Annotated in this window: 16 protein-coding genes; 2 read left to right on the top strand and 14 right to left on the bottom strand. The window is 47.6% G+C overall.

The window, feature by feature from the left end:
• The 11 genes from ACXX53_RS10995 to ACXX53_RS10945 form a co-directional block, all read right to left on the bottom strand.
• Entirely contained in the window at window positions 1-1,929 is a 1,929-nt protein-coding gene (locus ACXX53_RS10995; protein ID WP_458568689.1) for a stage V sporulation protein D, read from the bottom strand.
• Window positions 1,930-1,999: 70 nt separating this feature from the next.
• The gene (locus ACXX53_RS10990; protein ID WP_458568688.1) at window positions 2,000-4,186 is read right to left on the bottom strand and encodes a penicillin-binding transpeptidase domain-containing protein; all 2,187 of its coding nucleotides are present in this window, start codon (window positions 4,184-4,186) and stop codon (window positions 2,000-2,002) included.
• A gap of 13 nt (window positions 4,187-4,199) precedes the next feature.
• Entirely contained in the window at window positions 4,200-4,583 is a 384-nt protein-coding gene (gene ftsL2, locus ACXX53_RS10985) for a cell division protein FtsL (RefSeq protein WP_458568687.1), read from the bottom strand.
• 2 nt (window positions 4,584-4,585) lie between these two features.
• Window positions 4,586-5,551 (bottom strand): 16S rRNA (cytosine(1402)-N(4))-methyltransferase RsmH, encoded by a 966-nt coding sequence (gene rsmH / locus ACXX53_RS10980; RefSeq protein ID WP_458568686.1) that lies wholly within the window; start codon window positions 5,549-5,551, stop codon window positions 4,586-4,588.
• Between the two features lie 70 nt (window positions 5,552-5,621).
• Window positions 5,622-6,053: a division/cell wall cluster transcriptional repressor MraZ gene (gene mraZ / locus ACXX53_RS10975; protein ID WP_458568685.1), complete on the bottom strand. Its 432-nt coding sequence runs from the start codon at window positions 6,051-6,053 to the stop codon at window positions 5,622-5,624.
• Between the two features lie 125 nt (window positions 6,054-6,178).
• On the bottom strand, window positions 6,179-7,288 hold the full coding sequence (locus ACXX53_RS10970; protein ID WP_458568684.1) for a DUF4349 domain-containing protein: 1,110 nt from the start codon (window positions 7,286-7,288) through the stop codon (window positions 6,179-6,181).
• A 117-nt stretch (window positions 7,289-7,405) separates the two neighbouring features.
• Complete coding sequence (locus tag ACXX53_RS10965) at window positions 7,406-8,680, bottom strand: adenosylhomocysteinase (RefSeq protein WP_458568683.1); 1,275 nt, start codon at window positions 8,678-8,680, stop codon at window positions 7,406-7,408.
• Window positions 8,681-8,762: 82 nt separating this feature from the next.
• Window positions 8,763-10,394 (bottom strand): bacillithiol biosynthesis cysteine-adding enzyme BshC, encoded by a 1,632-nt coding sequence (gene bshC, locus ACXX53_RS10960; RefSeq protein ID WP_458568682.1) that lies wholly within the window; start codon window positions 10,392-10,394, stop codon window positions 8,763-8,765.
• A 67-nt stretch (window positions 10,395-10,461) separates the two neighbouring features.
• On the bottom strand, window positions 10,462-10,845 hold the full coding sequence (locus ACXX53_RS10955) for a DUF3397 domain-containing protein (RefSeq protein WP_458568681.1): 384 nt from the start codon (window positions 10,843-10,845) through the stop codon (window positions 10,462-10,464).
• Between the two features lie 22 nt (window positions 10,846-10,867).
• Complete coding sequence (locus ACXX53_RS10950) at window positions 10,868-11,839, bottom strand: ketopantoate reductase family protein (RefSeq protein WP_458568680.1); 972 nt, start codon at window positions 11,837-11,839, stop codon at window positions 10,868-10,870.
• Between the two features lie 210 nt (window positions 11,840-12,049).
• Window positions 12,050-12,688 carry an RsfA family transcriptional regulator gene (locus tag ACXX53_RS10945; RefSeq protein ID WP_458568679.1) on the bottom strand — a complete coding sequence of 213 codons (639 nt, stop codon included), beginning with the start codon at window positions 12,686-12,688 and terminating at the stop codon, window positions 12,050-12,052.
• 294 nt (window positions 12,689-12,982) lie between these two features.
• On the opposite strand from ACXX53_RS10945, the gene ACXX53_RS10940 reads away from it, so the two are divergent.
• Window positions 12,983-13,219, top strand: a complete 237-nt coding sequence (locus ACXX53_RS10940) for a DUF2626 domain-containing protein (RefSeq protein ID WP_458568678.1) — start codon at window positions 12,983-12,985, stop codon at window positions 13,217-13,219.
• A 58-nt stretch (window positions 13,220-13,277) separates the two neighbouring features.
• On the opposite strand, the gene ACXX53_RS10935 is transcribed toward ACXX53_RS10940, so the two are convergent.
• Window positions 13,278-14,393 (bottom strand): class I SAM-dependent methyltransferase, encoded by a 1,116-nt coding sequence (locus tag ACXX53_RS10935; RefSeq protein WP_458568677.1) that lies wholly within the window; start codon window positions 14,391-14,393, stop codon window positions 13,278-13,280.
• Window positions 14,394-14,536: 143 nt separating this feature from the next.
• Between ACXX53_RS10935 and ACXX53_RS10930 the strand changes: the two genes are divergently transcribed.
• Window positions 14,537-15,652 carry a hypothetical protein gene (locus tag ACXX53_RS10930; RefSeq protein ID WP_458568676.1) on the top strand — a complete coding sequence of 372 codons (1,116 nt, stop codon included), beginning with the start codon at window positions 14,537-14,539 and terminating at the stop codon, window positions 15,650-15,652.
• A gap of 53 nt (window positions 15,653-15,705) precedes the next feature.
• On the opposite strand, the gene ACXX53_RS10925 is transcribed toward ACXX53_RS10930, so the two are convergent.
• Together ACXX53_RS10925 and ACXX53_RS10920 are read right to left on the bottom strand one after the other, a co-directional pair.
• Window positions 15,706-17,112, bottom strand: coding sequence for an extracellular solute-binding protein (locus tag ACXX53_RS10925; protein ID WP_458568675.1), 1,407 nt, complete (start codon window positions 17,110-17,112; stop codon window positions 15,706-15,708).
• Window positions 17,113-17,718: 606 nt separating this feature from the next.
• Complete coding sequence (locus tag ACXX53_RS10920) at window positions 17,719-19,053, bottom strand: PhoH family protein (protein WP_458568674.1); 1,335 nt, start codon at window positions 19,051-19,053, stop codon at window positions 17,719-17,721.
• Window positions 19,054-19,311: the final 258 nt, after the last annotated feature.

Below are 19,311 nucleotides of genomic sequence, written 5' to 3'. Positions count from 1 at the left end.
TTACTCCTCCTTCTCGGGTCCCATATAGATTCGAATGGTCGTCCCTCGTTCCACACGGGTACCCGGCTTCGGTGCTTGATGAATGACAGCAGCACCCGAACCCGATGCAGATAACTGAAAATTGCTGTTTAAATCTTCGAATAAATCAGATGTCTTTTTCCCAACAAGATTGGGCACTGTAACAAGCGGCACCTCGTCATAGCGGTATTCACGCGGCACCTGCTTCTCTCTAGGCTCTACACCCATGACCTGAAGGGAATCCTCCATGATCCGCTTTACGATAGGAGCAGCAATCAAACCGCCGAATTGAATGCCTTGCGGATCGTCTACCGCCGTATAGATCACGATCTTCGGGTCATCCGCTGGCGCGAATCCGATAAATGACACAATATGCTCATTCGGCGAGTATCTGCCGTTAATGACCTTTTGCGCTGTACCTGTCTTCCCACCGACGCGGTAGCCATCGATAAATGCATTTTTACCGGTGCCTTGTGCAACGACATGCTCCAGTGCGTCACGTACTTGCTTCGACGTTTCCGGCGAGATCACTTGTCTAACCATATTCGGCTCAATCTGATCGACTACCAGGCCAGTCTCAGGATGAATGAACGATTTCGCCACATGAGGCTGATACAACTTACCTCCGTTTACGGCGGCCGCAACTGCGGCTATCTGCTGGATAGGCGTCACCGAAACCCCTTGACCGAACGCCGTTGTCGCCAGCTCAACCGGACCAACTCGATTCAACTTGAATAGGATACCATTTTCCTCGCCGCTCATGTCAATTCCGGTTTTCGTACCGAACCCAAAATCGCGTATGTACTTGAACAGCGTTTCTTTGCCGAGCCGATTGCCCAGAGTGACAAAGCCTGGGTTGCAGGAGTTCTCTACTACTTCCAAGAAGGTCTGACTTCCGTGTCCGCCTTTCTTCCAGCAGCGCAGCCTCGCACCGCCGACCTCGATTCTGCCGGGATCGAAGAAATATTCATTCTGCAGATCCACTTTGCCTTCTTCAAGCGCAGCAGCCAGCGTAATGATCTTAAAGGTTGAACCTGGCTCATACGTCATCCAGATTGGCAGATTACGATTGTACACTTCTGTAGGATAATCGCGATAATTCTCAGGGCTGTAATTCGGGCGGCTGGCCATGGCTAATATTTCCCCTGAATTCGGATCCATCGCGATCGAAAGAATATGCTTCGGGTTCAGATCAATCATCGCCTGATCTAACTCCCGCTCCATAATTGTCTGTATATCTTTGTCAATCGTCAATTGTAAATTTAACCCATCTCTTGGTTGAGTATACTTTTCGGTCGAATTCGGCATCTGCCTGCCCTTCGCGTCGGCTAAAAATGATACGCTCCCTCTGATGCCTGTAAGAGCAGAATCATAACGCTTCTCTATGCCTGTGAGCCCCTGATTCTCGATACCGGTGAAGCCTAGAATGTGAGCCGCTAGGTCCTTGTAAGGGTAGAAGCGCTTGTTGTCCTCAGTCACCACGATGCCGGCCAAGTTGAGCGCCCGAATCTTCTCCGCCAACTCAATCGTTATCTTGCGACCGCCTGGCTTCAATATGACGAACAACGTACGCTTCGTAATCTCCGTATGAACCTTGTCCACAGACATACCAAGAAGCGGAGCCAACTGCTGCGCCGTCTGCTCCGCATCCTTCACTTGTGCTGGCACCGCTATGACCGTAGGAGAGCTGACGTTGTATGCTAGCCGCTCTCCATTACGATCTAGAATCTCACCGCGCTTCGCAGTAACTGGAACGTCACGACGCCACAATTCCTCCGCTTGCCGACTTATTTCAGCGCCTTCCCATAGCTGCACATAGCCTAATCTTATTATAATCGCGATAAATCCGATTGCCATCAAGGCAAATCCGATCAGTAGACGTTTGCGGATTGTCATGCCTGACACCTTCACGCCTATCCCCCCCTTTGTCCGACAATGGTTCATAACCAACCTATTCGGGACAAACTGGGGTTAGAACAAGCTATGGTGACTTTGGAGCTAGTTTGACGTGTACAACCCGTTTATTGTTTTTCGTAGATATATCGTAGCCTACAACATAGCCTTCGCCTTCTACCTTAACCTCCCATTCAAGCAGGGAGCATATTTCCATCACATCTCGTAAGGATTTGCCTGTCAGATTAGGAAGCGGCAGCTTCTTCGGATCATCAGTCAGAAGATAGACACGCTGGCCTGCAGCGAGATTAGTACCAGGCTCTGGATACTGCTGCTTCACCTTTGTACCCGCACCTACTGTTTCAAATACGATGCCTTGCTCAGCGAGCTTCTGCTTCGCCTCGTATGGACTTAAACCTTGAACATTCGGAGCTATTCTAGTATTGGAAACTTTACCAGTGCTGGATGAGCCCTTCTCGTTGTTCATTTCTTGTGTAGTAGGCACATCCATATAGCGCAGGGACTTACTTACAATCTCCTTGAACATCAAAGGAGCTACGAAACCTCCACCTTCATAGAAATCATGAGGGTCATCCACGACGACGATCAGTGCAATCTTAGGGTCATTGACAGGGGCATATCCGATAAAGGATACAACTGCTCTCGTACTGTCATATTCACCGTCAATAACTTTCAACGCCGTACCCGTCTTACCTGCAACACGATACCCGTCAATGTAAGCAGCTTTACCCGTACCAATTTCTTGGTCTGATACAACTTGCTCCAAGTATTCGCCCACCTGCTTCGCCGATGGCTTATCGATCACAGTACGGACCGCTTCCGGCTCTCGCTCCGTAATCTCGCCAGTAGATGGATCTTCGATCTTCTGTACAATATTAGGCTTCATCAACGTTCCGCCATTCGCAATAGCGGATATCGCCATAATCTGCTGAATAGGCGTTACGACGGTTTGACCATGGCCATATGATGCAGCGGCTACGTCAGCGGGATATTGAAAATTGATTTTACCCGCGTTCTCGCCAGGCAGCTCTATACCGGTCTTCTTCCCGAATCCAAAGCTGTCAATATACGCTTTGAATTTTTCCTCCTGCAGCTTCTCGAATCCGAGCTTGACAAAGGCAACGTTACTTGAGCGCTTCAAGCCTTCAAGATAGGTGATCTCCCCCCAACCGACCTTATTGTGGTCATGGATGCGGCGTCCACCGGCAACGATGCTTCCAGATTGAAACGTCTCATTAGGATCAAACAGCCCTTCTTGTACAGCTGCAGCCAGTGTAACAATCTTAAAGGTTGAACCCGGCTCATATCTTGACATAATCGCATGATTATAAAAATTTCGGATGTCGTAGTTCCAATACTCATTAGGATCATATGTTGGCGTATTCGCCATTCCTAGTATATCACCCGTCATTGGATCAGCAGCAATTACCGTCATGCTGTACGGATCATACTTGTTCTGTACTTCCTGCATCACTTCTTGTATATACTGTTGAATGGTTCGATCAATGGTTAGATAGATGTTATCGCCATCCTTGACAGGTGTATATACTTCTTCAGCGGTAGGAAGTTTCGTCCCTTGTCGATCCTTTTCATAATACAGAGAACCATCAGTCCCCGTCAGCTGGCTGTCGAATTGGCTCTCGATCCCACCGACAGGCTTATCCTCTTTATCTATGTATCCGAGAACATGAGCGGCTAGATCACCCTTCGGGTAGTAGCGCTTCTTATCTTCAACCAAATTTAAGCCGATGTCCGTCACTTTAAGCTGCTTCTTCAGCTCTGTAGTAAACGAACTCAGCTCATCATAAGCCTCTTGCTCAATTCTCCAGCCCTCTGGTCTAACTTCACGATAAATGTGGTATTCGCCAGTATCCTCGCGCTTCTTGCGCACAAGCTCGTTTAGCTCATCCTTCGGCTTTCCCAGCACTTTGTTCAGCTCATCGACAATCAAGGTTTCCACATCAATATGCTGTTCGACCAGCTTCGGATTCTTCCGCAACTCCTGTATCACCTTGGGATTCACCGTCACGTTATAGGCTGGAGCATCCATTGCCAGCACTTCGCCTGAATGATCATAGATCGTCCCCCGCTTGGCTGGCAGCACCTGCTTAGCAGACCAGGAAGCTTCCGCTTTCTCCATCCAGAAATCCTGATTAACAACCTGATACCAGAACAACCTGCTTATGATAATAACAAAAAATAGAATAAATAGTCCGCCAATAAACAACGTTCGCAACTTAATTCGTTTGACCATCGTTACACCTTAATCAATTTCCAGAATCTTGCTGAACTTTGATATCATTAAGATCTTCCGAATATACTAAACCGTTCTGTGCTGCGATATCAGCAATACGATCCCAATCCAGCTTTTTTTCCTTGGTTGCTTCCAGCACTCCTGCTTCCTTCTTGAGCGCCTCTGTATCTCGCATAACTTGCTGAATATTCCGATTCGTATTATAGATTTCCGTATATCTCCCGATAAGGACTATTGCGATCGCCACACAAAATATAATCGTCATCAGATATAAAACTTTCTCTCTTCCAGACAGATTCGACTTACGGACGACCGTTTTGGCCGTCTCGCGATATCGTTCCTCTCTCTGTGGCTGCCTTTTCGGTTGAACAGCCAAATTGCCTCTTACATACGCCATATTCACTTCTCCTTCCAGTCCACTTTCTCAGCAATTCGCAATTTCGCAGAACGTGACCGAGAGTTATGTTCCAATTCCTCATCGCTTGGCAAGATCGGCTTGCGGTTAACCAACTCCAACGTCCCTTGATGATCACAAGTACATATTGGGAAATCAGGAGGGCATGTACAGGCTCCGACATACGATTTAAAGGTTTGCTTGCAGATACGATCTTCTAAGGAGTGAAATGTAATCACAGCGACTCTGCCGCCTGGTCTCAAACATCGCACCGCTTCATGAAGCGCATCTTCAAACGCACCCAACTCGTCATTGACCGCAATGCGCAGCGCTTGAAAGCTTCGTTTTGCGGGATGTCCGCCTGTTCGTCTGGCGGCTGCCGGAATCCCCTTCTTCACCAATTCAGCCAGTTGACCTGTCGTTTCGATTGGAGCCAGCTTGCGTTCCTCAGCGATAACACGAGCAATACGTTTAGCAAATTTTTCTTCCCCATATTCAAACAATATCTTCGAAATTTCCGCCTCTGACCATTCATTGACGATATCATGCGCAGTCAGCATGCCTGTTTGATCCATTCTCATGTCGAGCGGAGCGTCCTGATTATAGCTGAAGCCACGCTCTCCTTCATCAAGCTGCGGTGAGGATACACCCAGATCGAACAAGATGCCGTCAACCTGCGGCACACCATCAACAGTGGGAACTCCAGCTTCTAACAAAGCCTGTTCCAGATGGCGAAAATTAGTACGCACTAATGTTACGCGATCCAAATATGGCGCTAGGCGCTTCTGCGCATTGTCATGCGCCCAATCATCTTGATCAAGGCCGATTAATCGCCCGGCAGGAGACAGCTTAGACGCGATTAATTCACTATGTCCCGCTCCGCCTAATGTACAATCCACATATATGCCATCGGGTCGCACGGCTAAACCGTCGACGGATTGCTCTTTTAATACCGTAATGTGATGAAACAATTGCTATTCCTCCCAAATCCTCTGTATCCTTCTCAGTTGTCTGCCAGCTTGCGGCGATAAGCAACAGATGTTAGAAATCAAAATCAACCAATGTCTCGGCAATGTCGTTAAACGATGCTGCTGACTGATTCATATATTGTTCCCAAGCATCCTTGCTCCAAACTTCCACACGGCTCTGTACCCCTACAACCATGCATTCTTTCTCAAGCTTGGCGTACTCACGCAGATGATTCGGAATGTTTATCCTACCTTGCTTATCCCATTCGCATTCCGATGCCCCAGAGAAGAAAAACCGGGTGAATGCGCGGGCATCTGCTTTCATCAGCGGCAAAGCCTGCAGCTTCTGTTCAAGCTTCTCCCATTGATCCATAGGATAAACGAACAAACACTGATCTAATCCTCTTGTAATGACGAAAGTGGTACCAAGACTGTCGCGAAGCTTAGCGGGAATGATTAAGCGACCTTTGTCATCGATGCTATGTTGGTATTCGCCCATGAACATTCTCCACCACTCCCCTCTATTATTCCACCACAAGTCCCCACTTTCCACCACAATGCATAACATATTCGCCACTACAACAAAAAATCCTGCTATGCAAGCAGGATTTTTCGAAAATGCATATTTATTTATTGTTCCGTGCCTTTATGCTGATCGTCACGATCTGTTCGTTGCTCTGTTACAGTTTGTTGGGACTCCCGTTCATTTCGCTTCATTGCTTCTAAGTTAAAGGCTTGATGTCGGTTGGTCTTAGCGGCTTGCCGGTTATGTCTATTCCTGCGAATAATGAGCCAGACTGGGATGGCTAGCAACAGGATGACGATTAGGAACGGTGCAAGTGCCACAATGATAAGGATTACCCCTTGAACGACTGCCAATAGCGCTTCAAGACTGTCTTTCAACGTGCTGCTGATCTTCTCGCCGAACGTGGCCGTCAATATATCTTGCTTCGGCGCTTTAACGGTTTCGTACATTCTTAGTTCAATCGTAGACATCTCGACGTTGTTATCCAGATAGCGCATACGGCCGACAATCTGTTCAATAACCTCCTGCTCTGCAGCTAATTGGTTGGACAACTCTAGAAGATCCTCCGTAGTGGTTGCTTTCTCCATGTACGAGAGAAGTCGAGATTCATTCACTCGACGCGCTTTCAGTCGCGATTCCAGATCTACATATTCTTCGGTCACATCATTAGCTGAATAGCTTCGCTCGAAGCGCAGATGCTCTAGCTTGTTGATCTGATCCAGCACCGATTGAAAGCCTGAGGAAGGAACCTTGAAAACAAATGTGCCGCCCCGTTCGTATTCCGATACTTGATCATTATATTGCAGCGTGTAGCCGCCGGCCAGATGCACGATGTCGTTAATTCGCTGCTTCGCTTCTTCATATCCCTTAACTTCCATAACCAGATTCGCCTTATAGATGAGCTTGCGATTCATCTGCGTCGGAGCTTCTACTATGCCGCCAGCAGTCTGTCCGATCGCATTTCCACTCTGATCGCTCACTTCCATCTCTCTTGGCATTTCAGCTTTTGCTTCTTCAGAACGAGGCGGCATCGCCGCTGTGTCATGAGCACTATTGTTGCTTATAGCTGCCTTCTCACTGCTACCCACGGCACCACAGCCGCTTACTAGCACCGTAATAAGAATTAGCGGCCATACGATCTTAAACCACACTTGATGTCTGCCTGCTTTTGAATGATTGGTCTTGCTTCGCTCTTCTCTCTCTGTCAAATGCATCGCAACAACCCCCTAATCTAGTTCAGAATCAGACTGCAACAGATTCCATATTCTCTCAACGCAAAAGGCATCGGTATGTTGCTGCATACCGATGCCTTAAACAAATTATTTATAAAATTAATGCTCCTGCCAGCTCGATAGATAACGTTGCTGCTCTTCACTTAAAGCATCGATCGAAACACCAATCGACTCCAGCTTAATGCGCGCTACCTGCTCATCCAGCTCATATGGAACATTGATGACTTCCTTGCCCAACTGCTCATAACGTTCGTTCACATATTTCAACGCCATCGCTTGCAGAGCAAAGGTCATATCCATAATTTCCGCTGGATGACCATCTCCTGCCGCCAAGTTGACGAGTCGTCCCTCCGCCAACAAGTATAGGCTGCGGCCATCAGTCAAACGGTACTCTTCAATGTTTCGTCTTACCGTACGAATGCTCGTTGAACGCGCTACAAGCTCCGGCTTATTAACTTCTACGTCAAAATGACCTGCATTAGCTAATATGGCACCGTTCTTCATCACGTCGTAGTGTTCGCCGCGAATCACGTCTTTATTGCCTGTTACCGTCACGAAGATGTCGCCTACCTTAGCCGCTTCGCTCATCGAAAGTACCGTGAAGCCGTCCATATGGGCTTCCACAGCCTTGATCGCATCGATCTCGGTTACGACAATATGAGCGCCCAGTCCCTTCGCACGCATAGCTACTCCTTTGCCGCACCAGCCGTAACCGACAACAACGACGGTCTTGCCTGCTACAACAAGGTTCGTCGTACGGTTGATCCCATCCCATACAGATTGACCTGTGCCATAACGGTTATCGAACAAATACTTGCAATAGGCATCATTAACAGCCATCATCGGGAACTCTAGCTTGCCCTCTTTCTCCATCGCTTTTAAGCGCTGAATACCCGTTGTCGTTTCCTCTGCTCCGCCGCGAATCTGTTCACGAAGATCCGGACGCTCGGAATGCAGGATGGAGATCAGATCTCCGCCATCGTCTATGATGAGATCAGGCTTCGTTTCCAGCGCTTTGATCAGCAGCTCCTTGTACTCTGCCGGCTCTGGATTATACTTGGCATATACAGTGATTCCGTCCTCTACCAATGCCGCGCACACATCATCCTGAGTGGAGAGAGGGTTGCTGCCTGTAATCGTCACTTCTGCTCCACCAGCCTGCACAACCTTGGCAAGGTACGCCGTCTTCGCTTCCAAGTGAAGCGAGATCGTTACCTTCAAGCCTTTGAACGGCTGATCCGCTTCAAACTGCTCACGGATACGGTTTAATACCGGCATATGAGCTTGAACCCAATCAATCTTCAAGTGACCCTCTGGCGCTAAACCCAAGTCACGAATAATGCTCTTGTTCATCGAAGCTGCTGTAGACGACATCTAACAATCCCTCCAATTAGCTATTCATAGACATATGATCCAAGTTCTTCGAGTAAGCGGCTTAAGCAATATCAATTCATGTTTACAAAGAGACGATGCGATGCTCGCCCTTCCAAACAACAGGTGCTTCCAGCAGCGGTCCAAACCACTCCTTGCCATAACGGCATTCATACATCAGCGGATTCAGCACGCGCTCTTGCGGACGGTCCTGTGGCCACAGTGCCAGCTTCAGACGTTCCCATTGGCGCACTCCGGCTTCATGCTGCTTCGTGTGAGCATCCTTCGCGCGTTGGTGCAAATAATCGATCTGCTCCAGCACCTTCATATGATTCGTATCGCCCAGCTTAGCAACTGCAGGCAGAGCTTCTGTCAGCACGGCAAGCAGGTCTCGGTATTGCTCATCAACACCTTTTCGCAGTGACTCGAACCGAGTATCAAGCTGAATCTCGTCCTGCTCGGTCAACCAGGCTTCACGCTTATCTTCAAAACGGAAACAGATATCTTCTTCCGTCACATCATACTTATGAAGCAGCTTCTGCAAAGTACCCTCAACACAAGTAAAGCTCATGCGCGGCCACAGCATCGGCATCCGCATATCGAGTGCACGGAACGATTGCTTCGTCTGCGCCCAGTAAGCGATCTCGCCAGGTCCAAGCACTGTGCCGAGCACTGGAAATAGAAACTCCTGCATCAGCGGACGAGTCAACACATTGTTGCTGAAGCGTTCAGGGTGCTGCTCCAGCATGTCGAGGAGCTCATCTTCCGTGAAGCTCACCTTGCCATGGCGGTCAGCGTATCTGTCGCCGTCACGCAGCAGCAGCAAGCGCTCACCGTCCTCGATGAAGAACAGGTTCGCGCTGTTCTCCGCATGCTCGGCTTGAAGCGGGTAGCCCGCAGCCAATACATTCGCTTCGCTCGTCTTAACGGCAAGCGCAAGCTCATCCTGCTGCTTGATCAGCAGCTCAAACATCGGGCGCTCGATAGCCCGCAGTGCAGGCATTGCTGAATCTAACAAAACGAGGCCGTACTTACCGAATAATTGTCCGAGCAGCTTAGCGCAAGCATCCGTTAACGTTGCGGCATCCTGAGACGCTGCACGCAAACGTTCGATCATCTCTGGCTTGAACTCAGAATTAGGCAGAGCCTTATCCAGTTCCTCTATCACGCGTTCCCATTCCTCTTGCGGAATTGGCAGCATGCTGATAGGAGAACGTTTATCGCTGACGGCACCTAAGCGAATTCGATTCAACGCGGGCTCGTTTGTCAGCACATAAGTATGATTAACTTCATCGTAATCATGGTCTTCACCAGCAATCCAGAAGACTGGTACTACCGGTCTATTCGTCTTCTTCTCCGCCTCACGCGCCATATTGATGATGGAGATTGCTTTGTAAATCATGAGCAGCGGTCCCATAAATAAACCGCCTTGTTGGCCTCCGACGACTACAAGCGCGTCAGGATCTAACAGACGTCCAACCGCTTCAGCAGCGGCAGGATCGGGATTAACGCTTTCCTGATAAGCAGTTAGGACACGCACAAGCTCCGTGCGGTCAACACGAATAGACTTCGACTCTTGAAGCCAGCGAAGTCGTTCTTCCCAATCGGAAATAGGATCATACTCATATAAGTTATTTATAATCTGATTAGTGCCATCTATGTAATCCTTATAACATAAATTGGCTGTAGGAATCACCAAAGTGGGCCATGATAACATGTTAAAGCCGCCTCCTTCTAATGTCTTGATTGTACACAATGCGGCTCTTGCTAGTCAAAGCCGTTCCCTATACTTGTGCAGTATAAACGATTATACCAATGATCACTAAAAATACGTACGATACACTCAATAAAAAAAACGAGATGCGCCAACTAGCGCGAAACAGTCTCGCGCGATTGACCTTGCCATGCTTGCGATACATCGCGCTTCCAGCAAGTCCAGCGAAGATCAGCATTATCAGTATAATTCCATACATACCTAAAGAAGAATGAAACAACAAATTATACAAGCTAGCTACAGATGCAATCAAGAACAATGTCGTTACATCCATGGCCATCTTAAAACTAGTCTTCTTATTGCCGGTTAAATATGACGACAACAGCCATACTGCTGCGAACGGTACAAACGGCAGCAGAGCTAATATACCAAATGAATGCGTGATCCAACTCATCCCCTTATAGCCCGCTCCTTTCCTAAAAAGAGTGTTCAGTCGGGTTTAAAGCTCTAATAAGCAAATAGAGTGAACGCTGTACAGGTACATCTAATCCATGCAGATCAGCTAGTTTCAGCAGCTCGCCTGTTATGGCCTCGATCTCGGTCGATCGCTGCTGCAGCACATCCGCTAGCATCGAAGAAGTATTCCCAGCCGTCTTCTCGCACACTTGTATAATCGACTGCCACTGCTGTTCCTGCAACTGAATGCCAATAGCGGCATAGATGCGTTCGACTTCCTCGTAAACAGTACGCATAAGTTGTACTCGTTCATCACCTAGTAACAGCTCTCCGTTGCGAATACGAAGAATAGCTGTCAGCGGGTTAATAACTGCATTGATAAGTAATTTCTGATAGACCATCTCTTCGATGTTGTTCGACACAAATGTTAGAATTCCTGCCTCGTTCAGCAGATTATTCCACTCTGCGATAGACTGCACTCCATTCACCGTCAGCTCTACTCCGCTCCCAATCCAAGTTGTCCCATTTCCTCTATGAGAGATTCGATTAGGCGCGACTCGTTTGGCCGCTTCTGTCGTCACAGCTGTCAGCAACTGCTCTCGAGGTATAACTGTACTTAATCGCTCGATATGCCCAATTCCGTTCTGAAAGCATACCGTGCTTCGCTGTGCTGTCGCAGGCATTTGCTTGAGCAGCTCAAGCATTTCTCCCGTCCAATGGGTTTGCTTGACAAACAGCCCCAGCTTATCCACCTTGAAGTCGGACTCCCGTATGCGATCAGGCGCTTCAAACAGTGGATGTGCTTGAACTTTATCATATTGCGTCACACTGCCATCAAGCAGCTCAATAAACAACCCTTCTTCTCGAAGCATCCGCGCCTGCTCCTCTGTTCGCGTCCAGATTCGCACCGACCCTGATGCACCCAAGATCTTAGACGCAAACAGCAGTCCCATCGCTCCAGCCCCGACGATATCCATCATTTCACCATTCACCTCTCGAACGTTATCATTTAACCTATTGTATACCAGCTGCTAGGTATTGCGTAACCTAATCCGCAATAATGCCTAACTTCATCTGCAATATAGAATTGCATTATAGAATATTGACCTGATCCAACTTTATCCGACACCAAACCATTTCCACACAAAAAAAGCGCCTTACAGGAAGATAGTCCTTCCGTAATACGCTTCTTCTCGAACTGGCTATTCAATTCTCTCCAAATTGCCGTTCGCGTCCATGCGAAACCGCGTTTTATTCTCATCCTCATCATCCGTCAAGATCGCCAAGCGCCGGGCCCGATCCATAATCTGAATGAGAGCCTTGTAATCATCGTTCACCGTTCGATAATCCGTCTGCACTTCATTGACCTGCTTCGAGAGAATATCATTCTCCGATTGTAGACGAGATAGCTGTTCATCCTTCTGATCCAGTTCCTTCTCCAACAGCTTGATCTGACGAGCCAAGTCTTGATAGCTGTTCTTCCATTGACGCAGGAAGCGCAACACCATATCCATAGAAATGGATTCTTCTGATACGTCCATCTTGATAGCGTCTTCCTGTTCAGTTAGAGCTATAGATGCAACTTGCGCTCCAACAGGCTGCTTTTTCATATAATTTCGCTTTTGCCGCTGTGCTTTCGCTAATTGGATCGCGGCTTCATATTTCTTACGAACACAGCTGTTCCAACGGAAACCGCAAGCAGCGGATGTCCGTCCTATCTTCTCTCCCACTTCTTCAAATGCAGCTAATTGTGTTCCACCTTCACGGATATGCCGGAGAGTTACCTCCGCCAGAATCAAATCATCATCTGCAGTCCATGCATCTTGTCTAATCGCTGTCATACGCGCCCTCCTAACGACATCCATATCATTATGACTCTCGGTAATAAACCGCTTACTCCATCCCTATGCTCATGGTAGAGTTCATAGAATCTATCGGATACTAAAATGTATATCCACTTTTTCTACGAAACATACGTACCATTTGCGATACAATGTCCATGAGTTATATCACAACTGATAGCGCGTACATAAATTGTTCTTAGATTCGACACAATTGCAGTTTACACCTATTCTTATAAAGCTTATAATGTCATTAGAAAAATATGGATATCCGTATCGAGAGGGGGATGAATCATGGCACGTATGTTTCGCGTACTCGGCTTCTGGACGCTGGTATTTGGTCTGATGGCATTTGCCGGGGATTTAACCGAGATGGCATTACTGTTCTTCATGCAAACGGCGGTATTCGTATTGCTGGGCTATCTTAAACTGTCTGAACGTACATACATCTTAAGCTTTTGGGCGTATATGGTTATCTGCTTCGTCGGTTTCTCGTATTGGACCGTATTCGAGATGACTAACCCATATTAATCTGCTGCATATCTAGATAAGGGGCTTGCCGTCTTTAATCGACAAGCCCCTTGTCTATTTATTTGCGAAGTCGCAGCACCTTGAATCTCTCACTCATCTGATCCGACAACAGTAGCTGTCGAATAGCGCGATTACGCTTCGCGGCTTCACTGAAGGGATCGCGCGCATCGTGATTGCGAAGCTCATTCAGCAGACCGTTGTCCAGCAGGTACTGCTGCTGGCTGATGAGCGGCTGAACCGTGCAGCCTGCCTCTAGGAATGCGGCTTTATACACATCAAAGTCCACAAAGGATGTGATATCCTGTGTTCCAATGTTTATGTAGGGGTTGTCATGTGCCTGATGGCGACAATAGCACATCAGCGTGCCATTCATTCGATAGGGAGCGGTCAATTCCTCGCTTATATCACCGTAATCAATGTATATTCCCTCCGCCTCTTGCAGAGCTGACCACATTTTCATAATCCAAGCGGCACCCGCTATATGGGCGTCATATATTTGACCGTTATGCAGTTCAATTCGATGCTTCTCGATCCAGTCAGAAACCTCAGCCTCCGCAGGCTTCCACACTTCAACAGGTGAATTCGAAACTTCATTCCACCCGACATAGGCCATCTCGAGCCTATCTCCTTGAAGGCGTACGCGTTCGACCGGCAAGGCATCCAACAACTCATTGGCGATGATGAACATCGGCTTTCCGCCATTTACCGCCGCATTGAGAACATCCTGTTCATCCCAAGCCGCGACCGTACTGCCATCAACTTCAATGTCCATAGAGTGAAGCAGATTTCGCGCCTGCGTCCGATGATATGGGCTCGTCTCTACCATTGCATAGCAGGCGGGACCCTTCTCCTGCGCACGCCATAGACTAATCAGCTGTGAAGCAAGCCTTCCAGTGCCAGCCCCCCACTCAACAACAGTTACTTCAGACAGCCGCCAGCCTCTTGTTCGACAACGCTCTTGTACGTCATTCGCAATCATCTCGGACATGATAGAACCAATCTGTACGCTTGTGTAAAAATCCCCCTCGCGTCCTACCTTCAGCCGATCTGTACGATAATATCCGAACTCTGGCTCATATAAGCAATATGACATATAATTAGAAAAAGGCATACGATTATCGGGATATTGCGACAGCTGTTGCTTGATTCGATTCATTAGCTCGATCGAACTCATAGATTTCATCCTTTCTCTCGAGATGTGCGGCAGCTTCTGCAACATATCCTTATGGCTGCAGATAACCATTTTGACAGCTTGGTCATGTCTTAGCTCCAACAGTCATACGATGTATTGTGTTACGTAGGAACAGGGGGTTCTCGATGAACAAGAGTAAACGCACCTCAGCCGCCTTTATTCTTATTTGTGTCATTCTCTTTCTAGCAGCTTCAATTCCAACCGATTCATATGCGGAGCCCTTGCAGTCCAGCCCTTGGGACAGCGGCTTACAATCGGAAGAGCTTCAAAACATTCTGCAGCAGAGCTTATCTATTCAAGAGCTGGATGATGAAATATCTCGAATCTCGGCAAGGGCAGATGAAGCGGCCAAGAAACGAACTAAGCTTGAAGCCGAGCTTGCTGTCCAGCAGGAGCAGCTTCAAGAGAAGCAAGAGATGACTGGAAGGGCGCTGCGCAGCTATTATATGGGTGAAAAAGATTTAATTCTGAAAGCAGCGTTATCCGCTGACAGCTTGTCGGATATGTTTCGATTAATGGACTACTATATCTTTCTATTTGAAAACGACAAGCGAACACTGGACGATTACCGCGACAATGTTCGCAGTATCTCGAAGCTGCAAAAAGAGCAGCAACAGCTGGAGAATGAACTGACGCAAGTTAAACAACAGCTGTTGGATCAACGCGAGCGGATGATCAAGCTTGAACAGGATCTCGATAATAGTGTAATGAACAGCAGCGATCCTGAGGCGATGCGTCAATTGATTCTAGAGTTCAACGCATACTGGCAATCAGTCGGTTTGTTTGAGGTCAAGCATTATTTCAATGCAATCGCGAAGGCGATGCAGAGTCTGCCAGACTTTATCGCGAAGAACGGCAACCTCGTAGCCAATGGTTTAAACTATACCTTAACCATTAAGGATGAAGAACTCAATCAATTTTTGCAGGCGCAGGATCCGATGTTTAAGGACTTTGCATTCGTCTTTAAGCAAGACAGCATTGCAGCTGTCGGTAAAAGGGAAGGAATTCAGGTATATGTGGAAGGACGATATACGCTGGAATTCGAACCTGAGCACGCGATTCGCTTCCACATCGACAAGCTGCAGTTCAATGGCTTGACGCTTTCTGAAGCTACGCGCAACGAGATGGCTGAGCAATTCGATCTTAGCTTCTATCCACAACAGCTCGTTAAGTTTATCGAAGCGACTGAAGTGAAGCTGGAACCGGGCTTGCTCACAGTTCAGCTCCAAGTGAAGTTGTAACCGCACAGAAGCTTCCACTTTCTCCTGAATAGGTGAAGGTGGAAGCTTCTATATTACGACACCGGTTCACGCCACAGTTTATTCCACTCCTCAATAACCTGCTCTTCTGCGGCATTATCTTTAACCCACTGAAGCACACGCCCTGACCATACTTTCAGCTCATTGGAACGAAGCAGCAATTCCTGCAGTCCCTCATGCCCTTTCGTAAATATAGACGGTACCCGAGCCGACATGAGCGGCCAAGCCTGCTCATACGCCTCCCGATTAGCCGGCATAAGCGCTACTGCATCCATCATATCCAATTGGATAGAGCTCTGAAGCATATAGGATATCCAACGTATCGCTTCATTCTCAAGCTCGGTATTAGCGGCGATGACATAGCTGCTGCTTCGTACCCACTGACTGTATGGAGGTGTGATAGATTGCGGTTCCTCAATCACAAGTGAACTTTTCAGGTTCAACATTGCCTCAGAGTAGGGCACGACTGCAAACATAATGTCACCCTGCTCCAGTCCATCCCACAGCTTGCTGCGTTCTGCTTCCGCAAGCGGCTTAAATGCCGAGCGGTAAGGCGTCCAAGCCGTAAACATCTGCTGCCACGGTATTACCTTCCTTTCCGTGCCCTGCGTCGTTATATTCGAGAGTATCTGAGGAGCTTCTATGTATTGCTCTTGCGGCAGGATGATGCCAAGACGCCACAACAAGGACAACAGCGCAAAAGGATCGTCCTCATACCAGGCGAACCATGTTTCCGGAGTTGATTGAGCCTTCTCCGCAGGCAATACACCTTCTTGTCCAAGTTCACCTTCCCCTTTAGGCGCTGCCTCCAAACCATTTTCGTCATTCGCGGTCTTAGCATCGGAAGCACTGCCTCCCAGCAGTTGCTGCCATTGAATCCATGTTTGAGGCAAAGTAGCACGCTCGCTATGCTCTCGCCATATCTTCTCATTCCAAACGAAAACATAGGGATCGATATAGGCAGGCACCGCCCACGTAAAGCCGTTCCAGCGCGTATAGTCAGTCATCCAATCCGGTCCGGCTTCCAAGCCATTCATTGCTTGCTCATTAGGCAGAAGCCAGCCTCGAACCGCCAACGGTTTCACGTCTTCACTATTAACCAACAGCACATCCGCATTCTGCTGCAGCTTAAATTGTTCCGCCAAACTAGACTGCGTTCGTTGAGTGTTGAGGTTCCTCAAATCTACTTTGATTCCATAATCTTCAGTAAACATCTGAGACAACCTTCGCATCTTCGTATAAACGAGCGGAGATACGTTAACATCGACTCGAAGAGTCTTATTGTCATAGGCATGTTCGAACTCCGGCATACGAGTCGGACCTTGAGTCTCATTAAGCACAGGAGTATTCGTAAACAATGTCGTACTTCTAAACTGTGAGATTAAGAGCAATGAGATGAGAATCATGATGACCGCAATGAATGTATTTTTCGTACTTGGCATCAGATGCTCCTTCCGTACAACGTGTGAAATGATAAATCTATATTACCATTGTATGCCAACTATGTCTTTCTCTTAACACAGATCTCCACTAATCGACTTCTCTGCGCTATGATCTAGACAGAATTCAGTGATCTTCCCCATCACATTTGAAATTCGCTTGCATAGCACCTCTCTATATGATAGCGATTACAATCGTGATTGTACAGGTAGATTCTCACTCTGCAGCTGACCAGCTTCCCGCTATCTTACCTAATGAGCCACACCGACTCTCGTTCACGCTTCTGTAAGACGGTTTTTACCCGTTATCTCGTCTCACGGCTTGGATTCTCTCTCTGTAACTGGCTAATTCCCCGTTATCTTATTTATTGTTGTCTCACTCATATTAATGAAAAACTATACGAGGCTAGCTTTAATACCTCACCTCGTTGATTCCTGAATGTTCAAGACAAACTACAAGATATCGCAATCCGTTTAAATACCAACAAAAAAAGGGCCTTGATCAAGGCACCTTTGAGCATTGGAGTCCATATGATACACATATTCTCTATACCTTCGCGACTTCACTCATTAGCAAAATAACGCCCCTAGGCACTACTTTAATGGTTGCTACAACAAATCTGCCGCAAGCTGGGCCAGCTTAGAGCGTTCTCCCTTCTCTAACGTTACGTGACCGCTAATACTCTCCGTCTTAAAGCGCTCGATCAAATAAGTGAGACCATTGCTCGCTGAATCCAGATACGGATGATCGATTTGCTCTGGGTCCCCCATCAGTACAATCTTACTGCCTTCTCCGACACGAGATACGATCGTTTTGACCTCATGCTTAGAAAGGTTTTGCGCCTCGTCAATGATGATAAACTGCCCCGGAATCGAACGGCCGCGAATGTAAGTGAGAGCTTCTACCTGAATGCTGCCCATTCCAAGCAGAATCTTGTCGATATCGCCCGCTTTCTTCGTATCAAATAAATACTCCAGATTATCATAGATCGGCTGCATCCAAGGACGAAGCTTCTCCTCCTTCTCTCCAGGCAAATACCCGATATCCTTTCCCATCGGTACAACCGGTCTCGCGATAAGCAGCTTCTTATACTTTCGCTCATCTTCTACCTTCATCAAGCCAGCAGCTAGTGCAAGCAGCGTCTTGCCTGTACCTGCTTTACCCGCTAGAGTCACTAATGGAATATCATCATTCAGCAGCAATTCGAGCGCCATACGCTGTTGTGCATTACGCGCCGTAATCCCCCATACTGGATCATTGCTCAGAAATAACGGCTCAAGCTTAGCTGCCTCTGCGTTTACCTTCAGCAGGGCCGACTTGCTCGTTCCCATCTCATCACGCAAAATGACAAACTCATTGGGATGGAACTTCATTTTCACAGCCAGATGCTTTAACTGCAAATAACGAAATGTATAAAACTCATCGATCACTGCCGGGTGCACATACGTTGTCACATGACCGCTGTACAGCTCATCGCCAGAACGAACCGTCAGATCGGATAAATAATCCTCCGTCAACAGCCCCAACACATCCGCTTTAACACGTACGAGCACATCTTTACTTACCAACACGACTGACTTAGGATTCTCTTGCTCAGCCTGCTCAAGCATATAGTTAAGTGCAACCGCTAAGATGCGGTTATCATTTGACATTTCACCAAACATTTCTTGAACCTTAACGAAGCTGCGATGATTCAACTCCACCAATAAAGTTCCACCGTCTGGCAAGGGGACGCCGCTATGCAAATGCCCTAGCTCACGCAAGCCGTCTAGTAACCTTGAGACTGTTCTTGAGTTGCGACCGATCTCATCCGCATTCCGCTTCTTCGAATCGATTTCCTCAAGCACAACCGCAGGAATTACGACTTCATGGTTACCAAAGGCAAACAGCGCGTTCGGATCGTGCAGAAGCACATTTGTATCCAATACAAATATCTTATTCATAGCTTCCCCTCCGCTTGAGCAGCATAGCTCATGGCACTCGATCTGCGACACATCTGGGATGACATTAATCGCATAACGCTAATCGTAATGGACGTCGCTCACATGTACTGTAGTAGCTATGCCGCCGCATACTTGTTCTGTAGCTTGAAATGATACGATCAAACAATCATAAAGCCGAGAACCTGCTTATCCCTAATCATGATGGAAGGCAATTACGATCTCATTGACGAAGCACGTGGAACGACCCGTTGAGTAACG

The organism is Paenibacillus marinisediminis (assembly GCF_054343325.1).
This window is presented reverse-complemented; position numbering and strand designations above follow the sequence as displayed.